General features: G+C 33.4%; 18 protein-coding genes. 11 read left to right on the forward strand and 7 right to left on the reverse strand.

Going from position 1 to position 18,127, the window contains the following annotated elements; genetic code table 11:
• The first annotated feature begins 128 nt into the window (after positions 1-128).
• From ACQUQZ_RS12765 to ACQUQZ_RS12775, 3 genes are read left to right on the forward strand one after another with little or no spacing between them, the layout of a single operon-like run.
• Positions 129-431 (forward strand): helix-turn-helix domain-containing protein, encoded by a 303-nt coding sequence (locus ACQUQZ_RS12765; RefSeq protein ID WP_435355379.1) that lies wholly within the window; start codon positions 129-131, stop codon positions 429-431.
• Entirely contained in the window at positions 428-1,705 is a 1,278-nt protein-coding gene (locus ACQUQZ_RS12770; protein WP_435355380.1) for a DNA cytosine methyltransferase, read from the forward strand. Before ACQUQZ_RS12765 ends, ACQUQZ_RS12770 begins: the two co-directional genes overlap by 4 nt.
• 27 nt (positions 1,706-1,732) lie before the next feature.
• On the forward strand, positions 1,733-2,617 hold the full coding sequence (locus tag ACQUQZ_RS12775; RefSeq protein ID WP_435355381.1) for a hypothetical protein: 885 nt from the start codon (positions 1,733-1,735) through the stop codon (positions 2,615-2,617).
• 659 nt (positions 2,618-3,276) lie between these two features.
• On the opposite strand, the gene ACQUQZ_RS12780 is transcribed toward ACQUQZ_RS12775, so the two are convergent.
• Both ACQUQZ_RS12780 and ACQUQZ_RS12785 read right to left on the reverse strand, forming a co-directional pair.
• Complete coding sequence (locus ACQUQZ_RS12780) at positions 3,277-3,642, reverse strand: hypothetical protein (protein WP_435355382.1); 366 nt, start codon at positions 3,640-3,642, stop codon at positions 3,277-3,279.
• Positions 3,643-3,768: 126 nt separating this feature from the next.
• On the reverse strand, positions 3,769-4,365 hold the full coding sequence (locus tag ACQUQZ_RS12785) for a Crp/Fnr family transcriptional regulator (protein WP_435355383.1): 597 nt from the start codon (positions 4,363-4,365) through the stop codon (positions 3,769-3,771).
• Positions 4,366-4,824: 459 nt separating this feature from the next.
• Here ACQUQZ_RS12785 and ACQUQZ_RS12790 point away from each other — a divergent pair, with 459 nt between their 5' ends.
• The 6 genes from ACQUQZ_RS12790 to ACQUQZ_RS12815 all read left to right on the forward strand — a co-directional run bounded on the left by ACQUQZ_RS12790 (position 4,825) and on the right by ACQUQZ_RS12815 (position 9,440).
• Positions 4,825-5,079 (forward strand): hypothetical protein, encoded by a 255-nt coding sequence (locus ACQUQZ_RS12790; RefSeq protein WP_435355384.1) that lies wholly within the window; start codon positions 4,825-4,827, stop codon positions 5,077-5,079.
• 416 nt (positions 5,080-5,495) lie between these two features.
• Positions 5,496-7,019, forward strand: coding sequence for an SBBP repeat-containing protein (locus ACQUQZ_RS12795; RefSeq protein ID WP_435355385.1), 1,524 nt, complete (start codon positions 5,496-5,498; stop codon positions 7,017-7,019).
• A 395-nt stretch (positions 7,020-7,414) separates the two neighbouring features.
• Positions 7,415-7,765: an epoxide hydrolase gene (locus tag ACQUQZ_RS12800; protein WP_435355386.1), complete on the forward strand. Its 351-nt coding sequence runs from the start codon at positions 7,415-7,417 to the stop codon at positions 7,763-7,765.
• Between the two features lie 5 nt (positions 7,766-7,770).
• Positions 7,771-8,268 carry a hypothetical protein gene (locus tag ACQUQZ_RS12805; protein ID WP_435355387.1) on the forward strand — a complete coding sequence of 166 codons (498 nt, stop codon included), beginning with the start codon at positions 7,771-7,773 and terminating at the stop codon, positions 8,266-8,268.
• The gene (locus ACQUQZ_RS12810; RefSeq protein WP_435355388.1) at positions 8,265-8,405 is read left to right on the forward strand and encodes a hypothetical protein; all 141 of its coding nucleotides are present in this window, start codon (positions 8,265-8,267) and stop codon (positions 8,403-8,405) included. Before ACQUQZ_RS12805 ends, ACQUQZ_RS12810 begins: the two co-directional genes overlap by 4 nt.
• Complete coding sequence (locus ACQUQZ_RS12815; protein ID WP_435355389.1) at positions 8,406-9,440, forward strand: winged helix DNA-binding domain-containing protein; 1,035 nt, start codon at positions 8,406-8,408, stop codon at positions 9,438-9,440.
• A 472-nt stretch (positions 9,441-9,912) separates the two neighbouring features.
• On the opposite strand, the gene ACQUQZ_RS12820 is transcribed toward ACQUQZ_RS12815, so the two are convergent.
• Together ACQUQZ_RS12820 and ACQUQZ_RS12825 are read right to left on the reverse strand one after the other, a co-directional pair.
• Positions 9,913-10,782 carry a sugar phosphate isomerase/epimerase family protein gene (locus ACQUQZ_RS12820; protein ID WP_435355390.1) on the reverse strand — a complete coding sequence of 290 codons (870 nt, stop codon included), beginning with the start codon at positions 10,780-10,782 and terminating at the stop codon, positions 9,913-9,915.
• 336 nt (positions 10,783-11,118) lie between these two features.
• Positions 11,119-12,042, reverse strand: coding sequence for a LysR family transcriptional regulator (locus ACQUQZ_RS12825; protein ID WP_435355391.1), 924 nt, complete (start codon positions 12,040-12,042; stop codon positions 11,119-11,121).
• Between the two features lie 92 nt (positions 12,043-12,134).
• On the opposite strand from ACQUQZ_RS12825, the gene ACQUQZ_RS12830 reads away from it, so the two are divergent.
• Positions 12,135-12,887 (forward strand): carbonic anhydrase family protein, encoded by a 753-nt coding sequence (locus ACQUQZ_RS12830; RefSeq protein WP_435355392.1) that lies wholly within the window; start codon positions 12,135-12,137, stop codon positions 12,885-12,887.
• A gap of 46 nt (positions 12,888-12,933) precedes the next feature.
• On the forward strand, positions 12,934-13,899 hold the full coding sequence (locus ACQUQZ_RS12835) for a sodium-dependent bicarbonate transport family permease (RefSeq protein WP_435355393.1): 966 nt from the start codon (positions 12,934-12,936) through the stop codon (positions 13,897-13,899).
• 179 nt (positions 13,900-14,078) lie between these two features.
• On the opposite strand, the gene ACQUQZ_RS12840 is transcribed toward ACQUQZ_RS12835, so the two are convergent.
• The 3 genes from ACQUQZ_RS12840 to ACQUQZ_RS12850 are packed head-to-tail and all read right to left on the reverse strand — an operon-like array spanning position 14,079 to position 18,109.
• Positions 14,079-15,590, reverse strand: coding sequence for an FGGY family carbohydrate kinase (locus ACQUQZ_RS12840; protein WP_435355394.1), 1,512 nt, complete (start codon positions 15,588-15,590; stop codon positions 14,079-14,081).
• 52 nt (positions 15,591-15,642) lie between these two features.
• Positions 15,643-16,599 carry an ABC transporter permease gene (locus tag ACQUQZ_RS12845; RefSeq protein WP_435355395.1) on the reverse strand — a complete coding sequence of 319 codons (957 nt, stop codon included), beginning with the start codon at positions 16,597-16,599 and terminating at the stop codon, positions 15,643-15,645.
• A 25-nt stretch (positions 16,600-16,624) separates the two neighbouring features.
• A complete protein-coding gene (locus ACQUQZ_RS12850; protein WP_435355396.1) occupies positions 16,625-18,109 on the reverse strand; it encodes a sugar ABC transporter ATP-binding protein in 1,485 nt (494 codons plus the stop codon).
• Positions 18,110-18,127 lie beyond the last annotated feature (18 nt).

Here is an 18,127-nt window from a genome sequence, read left to right on the forward strand (position 1 = left end):
TTTCGTATATTTAAAAGTTACCTGCAAGCTTACCGACCCGACACCGAAAATCTAACCGATAAAAAAATCAACAAAAAAGTTTGAGATTAAATAATTTAGACTAAATTTGTCCAAACAAAATATGTCTAATGAAAACATTTGGAGAAATCATAAAGGCGAAACGTGAAGAGCAAAATTTGCCCCTTCGTGAAATTTCAGCATTAACAAGCATTGACCAATCAATAATCAGCAAATTTGAAAAAGGAGAAAGAAAACCTTCAAGAGAACAAGTCTTGAAGTTTGCTGAAATTTATAATTTACCTCAAAACGATTTAATAATTTCTTGGCAGAGCGACAAAGTCGCTTATGATTTAATGCAAGAAAATGATGCAGAGGAAATTTTAAAAGTAGCTGAATCGAAAGTTAAATATCTTAAAACCATAAAAAAATGAAAAAGAATTTATTATCACTTTTTTCAGGTTGTGGTGGAATGGATATTGGCTTTGAAGGCGGATTTAAAATTCCAAAAGCAACAATAAACACAGATATTCACAAAGACTGGATTCAAAAAGAAGATGATATTTATTATTATCTTAAAGAAACTTTTTTTGAAACAAAATTCGCAAATGATATTAGCGAACACGCCAAAATTGCTTGGAATGACTATTTTTCAAAAAAACGTGGTTATGATTTGAACGGAACTTTCAAAGTTGGAAGTATCGTAGATATTGTAAAAGAATATCGAAACGGAAACAAAAAAGTATTTCCACAAAATGTTGAAATTGTGACAGGTGGGTTTCCTTGTCAAGATTTTAGTGTTGCTGGAAAACGAAACGGATTTAATTCACACAAAGACCATCACGGAAACATCATAAATTCAGACATACCAACCGAAGAAACAAGAGGAAAACTCTATATGTGGATGAAAGAAGTTGTAGAAATTACATTACCTAAAATTTTTATAGCAGAGAATGTAAAAGGATTAGCAAATTTAGGAGAAGTAAAAGAAATTATACAGTCCGATTTTTCAAATATAAATGGAGATGGTTATTTAGTTTTATCTCCAAAAGTTTTACATTCTGGACAATATGGAGTTCCTCAATCAAGAGAGCGAATTATTTTTATTGGCTTTAAAAAATCGGCATTAACAAAAGAGGCATTAGCTGAATTATCAAAAAAAGACATTGCAGAGGAATTTAATCCTTATCCAGTCGCAACGCATAGACTGAACGGAGAAATGCACTATTCATCTGTTGAACATTTGATGAAAATGTTTACGAAAAGTAAAGAAGTTTTATTGGATTTAAAAGAACCCGAAGAGACTTCTGATTTTTCCCAAATGCACTACTCAAAAGCTAAATTTATGGGTGTGCATTGTCAAGGACAAAAAGAAATTGAATTAGAAAAACTTGCCCCAACAATTCGTTCAGAACATCACGGAAATATTGAATACAGAAGACTTGCCATAGAAAATGGAGGAAAAAAAACCGATGAATTGCAAAAAGGATTTAAAGAAAGACGTTTGACATTAAGAGAATGTGCAAGAATTCAGACATTTCCAGACGATTTCAATTTTGTAATTCCAAATAATGTAACAAATACAAAATTTTCGGTTAGTCCGTCAGTTGGTTATAAATTAGTAGGCAATGCCGTTCCGCCTTTATTAGCCTATCATATTGCAAAAAAGATAGAATCGAACTGGAAGTTCTATTTTAATTCTTTGTAATTTTGTAGCTAAATTTTAACATAATAAATGGATTCATCAATACAGCCCAATTTACTAAACTCATTCTTAATTGTATATTTCTACAAAATAGAAAACGAGCTAAACAACACTAAAAACGGACTTGAAACTATAAAATTTCAATCCGAAGAAGCAAATACCGATGAGTTTTTGAAAAGGTATTTTCAAGACTTTTTAACCATACATAATAATGTAAAAGATATAAAGCTCAAAAAACTTGCAGTAAAAATTGATTCCGAAGAGCATATTATAAATATCGAAAAACTAAAATCGTACAGAATTTCCAATGTTTTGTTGCCTGAACATCTTACAAATGAACAAAAGAAAGAAATTACAGCATCAAAAAAATCAGTTTATACAAGCCCCGATTTGTATTTGGAAATAACAGACGGAACAAATATTTATTTTGAATCTGTTGAATTAAAATCAACAAAAGACAACAATATTCCTGGTTCAAGTGTACAACAAGTTTCGCCATTTGAATGGGTAATATTTGTAAAAAGGGACAATGAAAAAGTTTTAGTAACAACTGGCTTTTACATCAACAGTATTACTGAAAAATTACCATTTCCTGACAGAAGTCCAAGACCACAAATTGGTTTTAAAACATTATCTGACTGGAATAAGAAATATAGAAAAGTTGAAAATGAAGTTTTGACAATCGAAAATATTACCGAAATCAATAACGACAAAATCAAACTTCTAACAGACTGGCAAGACTATTTGGCTTCTGAATGGTTAGAAATAATAAAGTCAGAACAAGGCAGAAATAATGAGAAATGGTTTAATAATGCGATTAGAAAATTTGCTTTGAAATTTTTAGAATTTAGTGAAACTTTGACAGAAAGCGAAAAGGAAAATCTAAAAACGAACTTGACAAAACTAATTAAATAACGAGTGGACAAAAAAAGCCAGCAGGTAACAAGGGTTTTGCAAAAAAGCGGGTTCAGTGCTAAATTGAACATTCGGAATTCTAATTAACATTTGTGCTAAACCGAACATTTGTGCTTTCTAATCTGCTTTTTCGCAAAGCCTAAAACCGTTACATACTTGTGTATTTTTTAACTCAAAAGCTCATTCGACTGGACAAATGCGAAGTTTTTAAGTGTGAGTTCTCATCAAGCCTTCGAACTCATAGTCACTTTCGACGTTTCCAATGCGTGATATTTACTCAAATTTCACACTCAGTAATAAATTCTTTTGCATTTCATTTTCTTTTTTCAGAAATTGGTGTGCAGATTTGGTGAGCGACATTTAGGCAGAGCTGTTTCTACGCTTTTTAGTCCTTAGCACGCATTTATCTTGGGGACATTTTGAAGGCGTTGGTGTTCAAAGTACCTTGCATCCAACTCGAAAGCATTATGTAAAGGCTTGATAATTAACAAATTAACTCTAAAACTACTCCTAAGCCATCATAATGCTGGTCGTTGGAATTTCTTAGAATCTTAGATTTAAACATAAGTATGAACTTTCATAAATGGCAAATGAACTTAGTGACTAAAGATGTTGATTAAACCAAACATTTTTAGTCTCTTAAAGTAAAACATCCTAATTTACGCCGTTTTTAAGAAAAGATATAACGATTTTATTTTCCCTTCTTCAATAATAGCTACATCTACGCCAGCCGCTACTGGTTGCTGACCCGAAGCACCTAACTGCCAGCTAATGTGCTGAATATTATGATTGGATTGTGAGGCTTCTGTAAGCATAAATTCAAAATCAGCAGGCCAATTTTGCTGTAATTTCTGAATAAGATTTTCAATAGATTCAATCCCTACAATAGGTTCATTTTTATCATCTTCATAAAACAGAATCTCTTTATTGTATATTTTCTCCATTAAGGCTATTCTTTCGGCTGAATTGCGATTGTTCCAAACTCCTAATAAGCTGTCTTGTAATAACATTGATGTTGCTTCCATAATAGTAAATTTTGATATTGTTTTTGTTATAAAATTACAACGGCAAAATTAGGTACTACTTGGTTATTCAAACATTGATATTTACTAAGAAATTTCATTGACATTTATCAAGAGGATTGAGAAGGATTATTTTTTCAGAAGATTCTTACGAATACGGCTCAAGGTCTCGGGTGATATTCCAAGATAAGATGCAATCATGCTTTGTGAAAAACGGTTCAAAAATTCAGGGTACATATTTATTAGACTGTCGTAACGTTCTTCTGCACTCAAACTTATTGAAGAATGGATACGTTTTTGGGTAGCTACAGTTCCTTTTCGGTCTATTTCTTTAATCATTAAATCTATTGCAGGTATTGTTGCAATAAGTCTTTGCATCTTGATATGTTCTATCATTAGCACGTCAGAATCCTCCAATACTTCAATATTATAAAGCGATGGCGTATTGAAATTATAACTTTCAAAATCGCCCAACCACCAGTTTTCTATACCAAAACGGACAGTATGTTCCTGCCCTTTATCATTGACAGCATACATTCGCCCAGAACCCTTGATAAAAAACGACATATACTTACAAACGTCACCTTCTTGTAGTAAGTATTGCCTCTTTCGTAAATGTTTTCGTTTAAAAGCAGCATCTATAAGGAGCTTTTCTTCCGTACTCAGTATCAATGAAGATTTGGACTCAACGTATTGATAAAACGGTTCTAAGTGTATGACAGCCATCTGAAATTTAATTGAAACAATATGGCGAATTTACATAAATCTTGATAAATGTCAACGTAAATTTACTGCATATATCAATCTGTAGTTTTTCGTATGCTTCTAAAATAGTTTGACAGTTTTTAGCTCAAAAGCTTGTGCGACTGGACAAATGCGAAGTTTTTAAGTGTTAATTCTCGAAAACTTCGCCATTTTTTGGTTCTTTGTCCCCAATGTTACTTGCGACGTAAAATTGGCTTGGTATTCAAAGTTTTTTTTCTCGAAAACTTTGCGGTTTATACTACGTTTTTTATATCTTTAGGTCGCTTATTTTTCGGGCGACACTCAGAAAGAAGAGCTTGCAAAGTTGGTTTATCTCCAACGTGAGCAAGCAAGTAAAAGTTTGATAATCAACTAATTAACTCAACATTCGCTCAAAAATCATCTTGCTTGCGAGCGTTGGAAATTTAAAAAAAAGATAAAATGACAGAATCATCGAAAATAAACGGACATTTAATCGAAATTTTTTATAGTAATTGGAACGGAAAGGAAATCATCAAGTATGATGGTAAAATAGTGGCAGAACGAAGAAATTTAAGTACTTTTTCTTCAATTAACTCCTTTAAAGTTGAAGAAGAAGGTGAAGAGGTTGTTTATGAAATACAATCTCTTGCTGGTATTTTTGGACATGGATTTGCTATTCGTAGAAATGGAATCATCCAAGTTCATAAACCTTGAAAAAGCGGTGCGTATGCTGCTGAAATAGTTTGACAGGTTTTAACTCAAAGGCTCGGTGGACTGGACAAAAGCGAAGTTTTTTGTGCTAATTTCTTAAACGCTTCAACGTAAATTAGCCCGCCTGTAGGCACTTGTGACATAATTAAAGCGAAGTTTTACAGGTTTTTTTTGCAAAAACTTCTACACCAATTCGTTGCTTTTTTAGTCTTTTGTTCGCACTTTTGTCGAGTGACATCCTGAAGGCGTTGGTGTTTTACGTTTGTAAAGTCCAACTCGAAAGCACTACATAAAGACCTGATAATCAGCAAATTAACAATCAACAAATTAGCTCTAAAACTACTCCAAAAACTATCATAATGCTGGTCGTTGGAAGCATGAACAAAATAAAATACATTTAGATATTACTCAAAATATCAATGAAAAAAACATATTTAATATCCTATTTTTTAATAACATTATTTAAAATTAATGCACAAAATATTTCACTAACACCAAATACCGTTACAGTACCACGCTTAAATTATGAAGCAATTTTAGCCTTAACTAACCCTACTGAGGGACAAATTGTTTATGATTTGACATTTCATTGCCTCCGTATTTACAATGGGAACAAGTGGCTTTGTTCATTTCAAAATCCTTCTGAGCCTAATCCAATGACTTTATTAGTTTCTTCAGGTGGTACAAATTTTGATAGCGGACAAAAAGTTGTGGTTGATGCTTCGGGAAACATCTATGTAACAGGATATTATTCAGGAACTGCAACTTTTGGAACAACCATCAAAGTTTCTGTAGGACAAAATGACATATTTGTAGCAAAATATAATAATGTTGGTATTTTACAATGGGTGCAGTCTGCAGGTGGCACTTCTGATGACAGAGGCTATGGAATTGCAATTGATGCAACTGGCAATGTTTACATTACAGGAAGCTTTTTTGGAAATACAACATTTGGTTCAAATACTATCAATTCTACCGGAGGACATGATATATTCATATTAAAATATAATAGTGATGGTATCATGCAATGGGTACAATCCGCAGGTGGGGCATCTAGTGATTACAGTTATGGAATTGCTAGTGATGGTAGTGGAAATGTGTACATTACTGGGTATTATACAGGTAGTGCTACGTTTAGTACGACGATACTCACTTCAAATCAAGGTATACTGGATCCTGAAATATTTTTAGCTAAATACAATAGTTCAGGGGTTTTACAATGGGTACAATCTGCTGGTGGGAATGGCACTCAAATTAGCAACGGAGTAGCTTTAGATGGCTCTGGAAATATCTACATCACAGGAAGTCTTAACATTAGCGGTAATTTTGGTTCAAACAATATCTCTGTAATAGGATATCAAGATATATTTGTTGCCAAATATAATAATTTTGGTAATATTCAATGGGTAAAATCAATGGGAGGTTCTTCTTCTTCTGCTTCGGGAGATGGAATTGCTGTAGACGGAAATGGAAATGTATTTGTTACTGGAGTTTTTACTGCAACAACATATTTTGGAGATATGTCAAAAACTTCAACAGGAGATCTTGATGCATTCGTATTTAAATGTAATAGTTTGGGTAATATTCAATGGGTGCAATCAATGGGTGGTATAGGTCATGAGAGAAGCTATGGAATAGGTACAGATAGTTTTGGAGATGTTTGTATTACAGGGTATTTCGAAAATACTATTAATTTAGGGACAACGACTATAACCTCAGTAGGCAATACTGACATATTTGTAATAAAGTATAATAGCTTTGGTTCCTTTCAATGGGGGCAAACTGCTGGAGGAGTCAGTGGTGACCAAGGAAATGGTATTACAGTAGATACTGTTGGAAATATTTATATTACTGGATATTATATGGGTACCGCTACTTTTGGTGTTTCTAACAGAAGTTCAGCAGGTGGTAGCGATATTTTTGTGGCAAAAATAGCTAAATGAAACTAGTATGGTTTGTCCATCCTTTCCATGTTCCTAACATAGTTTGAGAGTTTAGGGATTTTGCAAAACTCGAAGTGCAAATTTTCAGAAACTTTTTAGACCACTTTTTCCATATTTTCTAGCTTAAAGGAAATAATAGAGGGAATTTTTATTAGTCCTCTTTTACTACATATTTTTAAAGCGTGGCATGCTCTTAAAATAAAAAAAAACGAGAAGTGTATTTTCATTTATAGTTTTTTTTCAGTCTTTAGTTCTCAAATTTGGTTCGTCAACAGGTGATTAGTGGATTTGCCAAGTGAGTGCATAATGGTTGTGAAAGGGGCGTACCTACCGATTATCTAAAAAAGTTAGCCGACTATTGGCGAACAAAATTTGATTGAAAAAAACAAGAGGGTTTGCTCAACAAATATCCAAAATTTATTACACAGATTGATAGACAAAATATCCATTATCTGCACATAAAATCGCCCAAAACTATTGCCATACCATTGATGCTTATTCATGGTTGGCCTGTGTCATTTGCAGATTTTATTAAAGTCATCGAGCCACTTACCAATCCAAAAACAGAAGGTGAAATTACGTTTGATTTGGTTATTCTTTCTATTCCGGGTTTCGGATTTTCAGTCCCTGTAAAAGACAAAGGTTGGAATATGATAAAAATTGCATCGGCTTTTACCACTTTAATGAAACAGTTGGGTTATGAAAGTTTGCTGTTCATGGTGGGGATATTGGAGCCGGAATTGTAGGAATTATGACAAGTGTTGCCGCCTATAATTTGATAGGTACACATATTAATTCTGATTTTTTTGCGGTGGCTGGACTTGGGATATTTCCTTCCGATAACTCCTATTTTACTGAGGAAGAAAACAAGACCTTGGAGCAAATGAAACAATATAAAAACTATGGAACAGCCTATTTAGATATTCAGGTTACAAGACCTCTCACAGTTGGCACAGCATTAAGAGACAGCCCGATCGGTCAATTAGCATGGATGATTGAAAAATATAAAGAATGGATAAATTCAGATAAAGACTTGCCAGAAGATGCCATTGATATTGACCAACTTTTGCCAAATGTTTCTTTATATTGGTTTAATCAATTATGTGCGTCAATTGCTGAAATTCTTGCAGAAAACATGAGTATGGCTTTCGATTGGGGTATTGATAATTCACAAAAACAAACCAATGGGCACAGCCCAAAATTTTATCTGCAATGGCTTGCTTTTGAAAAACAGAAGATGAATCTTTGATAAAAAAATTAGTTACTTTTATGGGTGAACCTGACAGATGGACTTTTTATGATAAAGGATGTCATTTTCCTACAATGGAAGTACCTGATTTGTTGGTAAATGATATCAGAGTATTTTATACAAGCCTCGTAAAATAGATGAATAGAGCGGAAATCATACAGTTACGTTTGTTTAATCAAGGCTTATCTGAACCTTTTTTTGATAAGCCTGACGAAGTGATTGCTCATTTTGGGGCGATGCAAGCACAGGATTATTCAATGGCACTTTGGGCGGTAGGTTTACGTATGAAAAATGCCAACCGAACTTTTGTTGGAAGTCAAATTGATTCAGGAAGCATTATCAGAACTCATATTTTGCGTCCAACTTGGCATTTAGTACATCAAAAAGATATTCAATGGATGATGGAACTTTCAGCCCCAAACGTAAAAAAAGCAACGCAATATATTGATAAAAAAGAGGGTTTAACAGATGATTTTTTCTTGAAAGCATGGAAAATAATTGAGCAGCAATTCAAAGAAGCTGATAATCTTAGCAAAGAAGATATGATGTTCTGCTTATTAAAGAACCATATCGTCGTCAGTAATTTGTTGGCAACCCAAATCATTATCAGAGCCGAATTAGAAATGTTTTTATGTAACGGATATAAAAAAGGAACATATACTTTATTTGAAAAGAGAGTGCCGCCAAGTAATAAAATATCAAAAACCGAAGCGATTATAAAGCTAACTCAAATATATTTTCAATCACGAGGACCTGCTACCATAAAAGATTTTATATGGTGGAGTGGTTTGAGTACGACCGATGCTAAAATCGGCATGGCAGAATTAAGCAAAAAACTTAACAGTTTTATACACAACGAACTGAAATATTATTATTTCGAGCCTAAAAATTCCATCGCGGAGCGTTCGGTTTTCGCTTTATTACCTTGTTATGATGAGTACACAGTAAGTTATTCTGAAAGCAGATGTATAGTTTTGCCGAATAACGCTGATAGCTCAGAAACAGGAAATGGTATTTTTAAGCCTATTTTACTATCCGAAAATGAGATAATAGGTACTTGGAGAAAAAGTAAGAAAAGCCCCTTTGTAGAAATTCAAACATTTTCAGAAAATATAGAAATTCCTGCAAAAAACATTAAAGAAAGTATTGAGAGTTTTAACATAAGTAAATAATTTAGAATAATCGACAATTTGGGTTGGGCAAAATACTTTAGCTCTTTAAAGTTGAGTGTCAAGTTTTTACCAATATCAAGAATAATATTTTCAATAACATTATTTCGATTAAGGCAGTTTTTAAGTCTTTAGCACTTTCAATAGTTGGGCGACAGACAATCAGCGAAGTTCCAACTAAAGAAGTTAATATTTATCATTCAATCTATCAAAATAATCACCCAAATTCCACTTTCGAAGCGTTGGCAATGTATCAAATCTTCATTTTTTTTAATATAAATTAGGTTCAAAAGATTAAAATATTTTATATATATTTCAATAAAAAAGCGAAGTTTTCAAGCAGAATTCTCGAAAACTTCGCAACAATTTATTTAAGTTTTAAATCTCATTAAACATCCGTATATAAAATATCATCAGTAGGTATTTATGTACGAAATGTTATTTGAATATTTATTGCATCAACATTTGGCTTGAATTAATTAAAGCCAAACTTAATTAAGCCTTGCTTGCTTAATTTTAGAGCATCCATTGGTTGTAGTCCATCAAAAGTTTGATCTTGTTCTACGATATAATATTTCATTCCTGAGAGCTTTTTATTATCCAAAATTCTCTTGAAATCTATTTTTCCTTGTCCGACTGGTGCAAATCGCTCTTGAGAATCCATATCTTTTACATGCCAAATTTTAAAACGGCCTGGATATCTCTGGAAGTACGCCACTGGGTCTGCACCAGCCTTAGTTACCCAATACAAGTCCATTTGAAAATTCACATATTTAGGATCAAGATGTTCGAGCAAATAATCTATTGGTACAATACCATCTTTGTTTGCTTGAAATTCAAAATCATGGTTATGGTAAAGAAATTCTAAGCCAGCAGCCTTAGCTTTTTTTGCTATTGTATTCAGAATATCAGCAAGCTTCTCTACACTACCCTCCATTCCTAACTTTCTTGTTTTCGTGTCAAATTTAAACATTCCCATAGGTGGAACAGGAGCGATGAAGTATTTAAAGCCAGCCGCTTTCACATCAGCTACTAATTTGTCGGCATTCTCAAGTGTCATTGAGCCCATGTGAACAGAAATAGGTGTAAGGCCTAAACTTTTTAGATAAGATTTGAATTCGTCTGGAGTCATTCCATAGAATTTACCATCTTTATAATCTACTGCTTCAATATATTTATAACCCAAGTCGGCTACTTGTTTTAGGGTCGCTTTTGCGTCTTTGCCCATTTCATTGCGAACTGTGTAAAGTGTCATACCTCCCCATTTTTTTTGAGAAAAAGCTGTTAGGCCCATTGACATCAAGATAAATAGACTAAGGAGTCTAAAAAAAAGTACATTTTTCATTGGATAAGATTTTTTTGATGGAAATTGATTTTGAACATAATCTTCATTATTGAACAAAATTAGTAAAATAATTTTATTATCTAAAAAATAGACAATAATGTTTCCTATTATTTTTTCACGTAATAATCATATTTATTACTTCTTGTAAATTCGAGCATTAACATTTCCCTTTTTATTTGAGGAAATTCATGAATTTAAACGATAAAATGGCAAAAATCTATCTAAACCCATCCTTTCAGATGATGTTTGAAAGAAGTTTTAAAGTAATAACTTCTTGTACTTAGGATAACTTGGAAAATTTATTAACAAATTTTTATTAACTGTATTGAAAAAGAATTAATATGATTCATACCAACTAAATGTATTTTGAACGATAGACTCTTTCTCTTTATTTAAATAATCCAAAAACGAAAGACAAACAGGAGAATGCTTTTTTTCTTTCAGCCAAATTAAACTCCACATTGTTTTAATGGGCAATCCGTTGATAGGAATTATTTGCAATTCATCATTATGTAATTCACTTTTAATTCCAATTAAAGGCATAATTGAAAATCCCAATCCAGCTAATAGTGCCTGCTTCACCGCTTCATTAGAGGTGAGCTCCATTTTTTTTAGAGCAGAAATATTATTATTTTCTATAAATTTTTCCATTGTTTGCCTTGTTCCAGAACCTTCTTCTCGAAATATTAAAGGTAATTCATTAAATACATCTTTGGTCTCAACATCATTTTTAAATGTTGTTTTTAAGTTTCCTACTAAGTATAATTTATTTTGGAGTAGGTCTAATTTATCAATATTTAACTTAGCTGGTAAAATAGATACAAGAGCAAAATCAACATCATTATTTTCTAAACTTTCCACGACCTTGCTCTTATTTGTTACATCCATCAATAGTTCTACACCTGAATGTTGTTTCATAAAATCAGACAAGAAGTAGGGCATTACATACTTCCCTGTTGAAACAACAGAAATTTTTAAACGGCCACTTAATTGACCTTTATAAGCCAATGTTTTGTAGTTAATCGCATAAACTTGATTAATAATATTTTCAGCTGCTTCAGCAATTTCTTTACCAAAATCAGTTATATAAATTTTTCTACCAACAACTTCTGTCAATGGTATTTCAAACTGATCTTGAAAGTTTTTGAGCTGAATGGAAACCGCTGGTTGAGTCAGATGCAACTCTTCAGATGCCTTTGTTACGCTTTGGGTCTTTACAACTTTCAAAAATATTTGTAGTTGATTTAAAGTATAATTCATAATTATTTTTTATATAATACATTACAAATATAAATAAATATTTATGAATTAAAATCCTCAATTTTGCAGTGTTAATCAAAAAATCAAAAATAATGATACAAAAACTATTAACAGTCAGCACAATTATGGTTAGCCTAACACACTTTTGGGCATGTGATTCAAGCACAAAAAAAAGTAAGGCAGAGGTAGTTAATCAATCATCGTCAGTCAAAAAAAATAGTCACGTAATGACAAAAGTTGAACAAGACTTACTAACACCAGCAGACGTTTTACAAGATTTTAAAGATGGAAATAATCGCTTTAAAAATGGTAATACAACTCAACGTGAACATTCTGAAGAAATCAGGAAAGCGGCAACGGGTGGTCAATTTCCAAAAGCGATGGTTTTAAGTTGTTTAGATAGCCGAGTTCCAGTAGAAGATGTATTTGACCAAGGTATTGGAGATGTTTTTGTTGGTAGAGTTGCAGGTAATTTTGTAAATACAGATTTATTAGGAAGCATGGAGTTTGCTTGTAAAGTTGCAGGAGCAAAATTGATATTAATCATGGGTCACCAACACTGCGGGGCGGTAAAAGGTGCAATTGATGATGTGCATCTTGGCAATATCACCTCAATGTTGTCAAATATAAAACCTGCCGTTGAAATGAGTAAAAACTTTGAGGGCGAAAAGTCGTCTAAAAATGAAGCCTTCGTCAAGTTAGTAGCACAAAATAATGTAAGGAATACTATTTCACAAGTAAGAGCCAAAAGTGAAATATTACGCACAATGGAAAAGAATGGCGAAATAAAAATAGTCGGTGCTTTCTACACTTTGCGAACAGGCGAACTTCAATTTATTGAATAGAACACTGAATCAATTACAATTTACAAAACTAAAACTTTCTGATAATATGAACTTCAATTTACTAATAGAAAATTTAAGCAATCCAGCACTATTATTCTTTATTTTAGGAATTCTTGCGGTTTATTTAAAAAGTGATTTAGAAATTCCCTCTAATTCATCAAAATTCATTTCTCTTTACTTATTATTTTCAATAGGTTTTAAAGGAGGTCAAGAGTTATCTCACGAAGCATTTACCAATGAAATTATTTGGTCGATGTTATTTGGAATCAGTATTTCATTGCTTATTCCAACATACACCTTTTTCATTCTAAAAAGAAAATTAAATGTTTATGATGCAGGTGCCATCGCAGCTGCTTATGGCTCTGTAAGTGCAGTAACATTTGTAACGGCGGTTTCATACCTCGAATCACAACAATTAAGTCTTCATGGATATATGGTAGCAATCATGGCTCTAATGGAATCACCAGCAATCATTATTGGCTTGGTTTTAATGTCACTATTTAATAAGGAAGAGAGCTCCACCAACATAAAAATACCAATGGTGATGAAACATTCATTAACCAACGGTAGTGTTTTATTGATACTTGGAAGTTTGGTAATTGGCTTTTTAGCAAATGCCAAACAAGCCGACGGAATCAAGCCTTTCACCAACGATTTATTTAAGGGATTCCTTGCTATTTTTCTTTTAGATATGGGTATAACAAGTGGGCGAAAATTGAAATCTTTCTTTTCATTTGGTTTATTCCCATTTGTTTTTGCATTAGTTATCCCATTAATCAACGGTTGCTTTTTTGCCATTTTTAGCTCAATTGTTACATCAGATATAACAAATAGGTTCATCTTTGCAGTATTGGCGGCGAGTGCGTCTTATATAGCTGTTCCAGCAGCAATGAAAATAACAGTTCCAAAAGCCAATCCAGGGCTTTATCTCCCAATGGCACTTGCCATTACTTTCCCATTAAATATTACCATAGGAATGCCCTTATATTTTCAGATTGTAACGATACTTTAAATAAATTGAAACAAGGTAGTTTGAAAATTTATTTAAATAAGTGGTCACCTAAAAATCAAAATAATTGATTTAACGATGTCAGTAATCCTTTTACTGGCATCGTTAAGGTTCAAAAACAAACTAATTTTTAAAGGGTTGATAAAAGTCACATTGTTATCTTTAGAACCGCCTTTTACAAACTATTTAGCTATAATTCTTAGCCAACCTTCGTAACCTTTTTCGACAATTTTATTGTTTTTATTTGGAGATATGACCTCAGTTTTTGCAGTATTAAGTTTTTTCAGTTGTTCTATACTTTCAAAAACACCACTTTTGATACCAGCAAGATACGCTGCCCCGAGTGCAGAAACATCTGGATTTGATTGTTTTTGTAGTGGTAAGGTCAGTAAATCACTCAATAATCTTATTACAAAGCCGTTGCGAGTGAGTCCGCCATTTACTGAAATTGATTTCAGTTCGCCATCCATATCTTTTTGCATGGCTGTAATTACATCTTTTATTTGGTATGGAATGCTCTCCAATGCAGCTCTTACTATGTGATTTTTAGTAGTCCCAAAAGTCATTCCCTCAATAGATGCTTTACGATTCATTTGCCAATGAGGAGCCCCCAAGCCACTGAAAGCAGGCACCAAATACACACCCGCATTATCATTTACTGAAAGTGCCATATTTTCCGTTTCAGCAACATCTTTAAAGAAGCCTAACTCATTTTTAACCCATTCTATTGTAGAACCACAGGCAACAATTGCTCCTTCAAGAGCAAAATCAATGCGGCTTTCTGTACTCCAACAGATGGTAGTGAGCATACCGTTTGCTGAATTGACTGGTTTTGCACCAATATTCATCATAATTGAACTACCAGTACCAAGCGTAACTTTAGCGGTACCTGATTCAAAGCAGCCTTCACCAAAAGTGGCCGCATGGGAATCACCGATTAAACTATGAATTGGGAGTTCTGAGTTTGGAATTTTGAATTCAGGACTTCCTTTTAAAATTAATTCCCAACTCCACACTCCAAACTCCGTACTTGAAGCACAAACTTCAGGTAATTTGAGCTTCTCTAAACCCCAAAGTTTCAAAATTTCTTTGTCCCATTCAAGGGTATGAATATTAAAAAGAAGTGTTCGATGGGCATTGGTATAGTCAGTTTTGAACGATTGGCCGTTGGTCATTTTCCATAAAAGCCAACAATCAACTGTGCCAAAATAAACTTCACCACAATCTAATTTTGCTTTTAAATCGGCATCATTTTCGAGCAACCAAAGCAATTTTGTGGCTGAAAAATAAGGGTCAATAATTAGCCCAGTTTTTTGTTTAATTATATCATTTTGACCATCGTTTATCAATCTCTGACAAATTTCAATAGATCTCTTGCAAGCCCAAACTATTGCTGGAGAAAGAGGTTTTCCTGATTTATCCCAAAGTATAAATGTTTCTCTTTGGTTGCTAATGCCGCATGAAGCGATCTCTTCGATGTTAAAACCCTTTTTCTCAAAATCTTTGATACAAAGCGAAACCGAATCTAAAACATTTTGGTAAATGCTTTCGGGGTTTTGTTCTACAAAACCATTGTCAAAATAATGGGTATGCAAATCGGCATGACCTTTGGCAACAGCATCTCCTTTTTCATTAAAAATTATGCTTTTAGTACTGGATGTTCCTTGGTCTATTGCGAGAATGTATTTTTTCATAGGTACAATATAAACTTCGGAAAGGCTTTGTGCCTTGCTGAAGTCATAAAAATTACTTTTTACTTTTTTTATCAATAATCACGGCCAAAAGTATCACTAAGCCTTTTACGACCTGTTGCCAAAATGGTGAAACATTAAGCAATACCAAGCCGTTGTTGAGAACACCAATAATGGTGGCACCGATGACCGTACCCATAACAGTACCTACCCCACCCGAAAGAGAAGTGCCACCAATTACTACTGCGGCAATAGAATCCAATTCATAACTAGCTCCTGCATTGGGTTGTGCAGAGTTGAGTCTTGATGTAACCAATACCCCTCCTACTGCCGCCATCATACCAGCAATGCCATAAACTGCCAATTTTATATTATTTATGTTGATACCCGATAAAAAAGCAGCTTTTTCATTACCTCCAATAGCATAAATATAACGGCCAAAGGCTGTCTTTTTGGTAATAAAAACCACAATCAAAACTATTACCAGTGAAATCCAAACAGGAACAGGAATACCCAACAACCAACCTAAGCCAATAAATTCAAAATTTGAACCCAAATTAGAAATAGGAATACCTTGTGTGTATAGCATAGTTGCACCACGAGCGATAGTGAGCATGGCGAGGGTAGATACAAAAGGTGGCAATGAAAATTTTGTAATAGCCCAACCATTAAAAAGTCCCATCAAAAGCCCAATGAGCAATGATACTAAAATGCCACCCAAAACTGTAAATCCAATGAAAAGGTCTAATGTAGGAATTGAAATGCCATTTTTGAGCAAACCTGCACAAACTGCCGAACTAAAAGCTAAAACCGAACCAACCGATAGATCTATGCCTGCCATTAAAACAACCAGTGTCATGCCAACTGAGATACATACATTTACAGAAATTTGTCGTAGTACATTCCATAAATTATTGGAAGTTAGAAATTTATCCGACAACAGACTAATTACCAAACATAAGGCAAACAAGGCAATAAGTGACTGTGATTTTTTGAGTAATTCTTTGTTCATTATGTAATTATTTTAAACAAGTATTTTATATAGCTGCCTTGAGTAAAAGGTTTTCATTTGCTTCGGCTGCATTGAATTCTGCTTTGATTTCACCTCCACTTAATACATAAATTCTATCAGATAGAGCCAAAACTTCTGGTATTTCAGACGAAACTAAAAGGATACTTCTGCCACTATCCGCTAAATTTTTAATGAGTTCATAGATTTCACTCTTAGCTTTTATGTCTATCCCACGAGTGGGTTCATCAAGCATTAAAATTTCAGGGTTGGTGGAAAGCCATTTAGCCAACACTACTTTTTGTTGGTTTCCACCACTCAGATTCATACATTGTTGCTGAGCATTTGGCGTTTTGATAGAAAGCTCATCAATATATTTTTTTGCCAAATCATTATCTTTATTAAAACTTAATAAATCATCAGGTTTTAGGGTGGTAAGACTAATATTTGAAGCTATGTCCATATTTAGCACTAAACCTTCGTTTTTACGGTCTTCGGTTAAGAAGGCCATTCCTTTGGCAATCGCGTCTTTTGGATTTTTTATTTTAGTCTTTTCACCGTTTACAAAAATTTCTCCTGAACATTTATCGGCATTAAGGCCAAAAATGGATTGTAATATTTCGGTACGACCCGCCCCCATCAGTCCAAAAACGCCAACGATTTCGCCTTTTTTTAGCTCAAAAGATATATTATTTAGTAAAAATCTATTTTTGATTGTTGGATGAGGTAATGTCAAGTTGGCTACTTTTAATGCAAGTTTTTGATTATTGAGATTTTGTTGTTTTTTATTGATTTGAATATCTCTACCAACCATTTTATTGATAAGTGCCTTCTCTGTAGTATTTTGCATTTCGCCTGCATCAACTGTTTGTCCGTCACGCATCACTGTATAGTATTGAGCGATTTTAAAAAGCTCGTCCATTTTGTGCGAAATATAAACAATCGTCTTGCCTTGTGATTTGAGTTCTTCTATAATGCTATGCAGATTTTCAATTTCAGCATCACTAAGGGCAGAAGTTGGTTCATCCATCAAAATTATTTGCCTATTAGCGAGCAATACTCTTGCAATTTCAATTAGTTGCTGTTCGCCAACTTTCAAATTTTGTAATAGTGTTTTAGGAGCAAGCGAAAGTTTTAGTTTTTGAAGCAATTCTATTGTTTTTTGCTCCATTGTTAAGGTATCAAGTAGTCCCCATTTATTGATAATTTCGTTGCCAAGAAAAAGGTTTTCAGTTATACTTAAATGTGGTATCAGATTTAACTCTTGATGAATAATGCCAATACCAGCATTTTGAGCATCGGTTACACCTTTAAATTTTTGAAGCTTTCCGTCAAGCAATATTTCACCCTCAAAATCAGTATAAACGCCCGTAAGTATCTTTAAAAGAGTTGATTTACCAGCACCGTTTTCACCTAAAATAGCGTTTACTTTTCCTGCATAAAAACTAAGATTTACATCTTGAAGTGCTTTTACTCCTGGAAAACTTTTGGAAATATTCTTAACTTGTAACATAGGGCTGAAGGTACGTTT

This window comes from Emticicia sp. SJ17W-69, from assembly GCF_051209875.1.
Taxonomy (GTDB): Bacteria; Bacteroidota; Bacteroidia; order Cytophagales; family Spirosomataceae; genus Emticicia.